Below are 237 nucleotides of genomic sequence, written 5' to 3'. Positions count from 1 at the left end.
GACTGAGCCTGCCAAGACCTGTTTACCACCGATGTTCACACCTGCCTTGTTCAGATTCTTCTTGGTAGGTTTCACGGTAGGAACTTTGTTTACAACTGTATCTGTTTGATAGCCGTTACCAAAATCAACTTGATAAGCTGTATTTTCAAATGATTTCGCTGTATTTCGTAGTTCTTCCTTGGTTACCATTGGATTAATAATTGTAACCGATTTTCCTGATTTAATATACTGGTTAAA

General features: G+C 37.6%; 1 protein-coding gene. It reads right to left on the bottom strand.

From position 1 onward, the window contains the following. Positions 1-237, bottom strand: a 237-nt coding sequence (locus tag ADH54_RS09735; protein ID WP_049524956.1) for an SspB-related isopeptide-forming adhesin, incomplete at both ends; no start/stop codon positions are given.

This window comes from Streptococcus pseudopneumoniae (assembly GCF_001072315.1).
Lineage (GTDB): Bacteria > Bacillota > Bacilli > Lactobacillales > Streptococcaceae > Streptococcus > Streptococcus pseudopneumoniae_R.
Note: the sequence above shows the minus strand (reverse complement) of the source record. Positions and strands in the feature narration are given on the sequence as shown.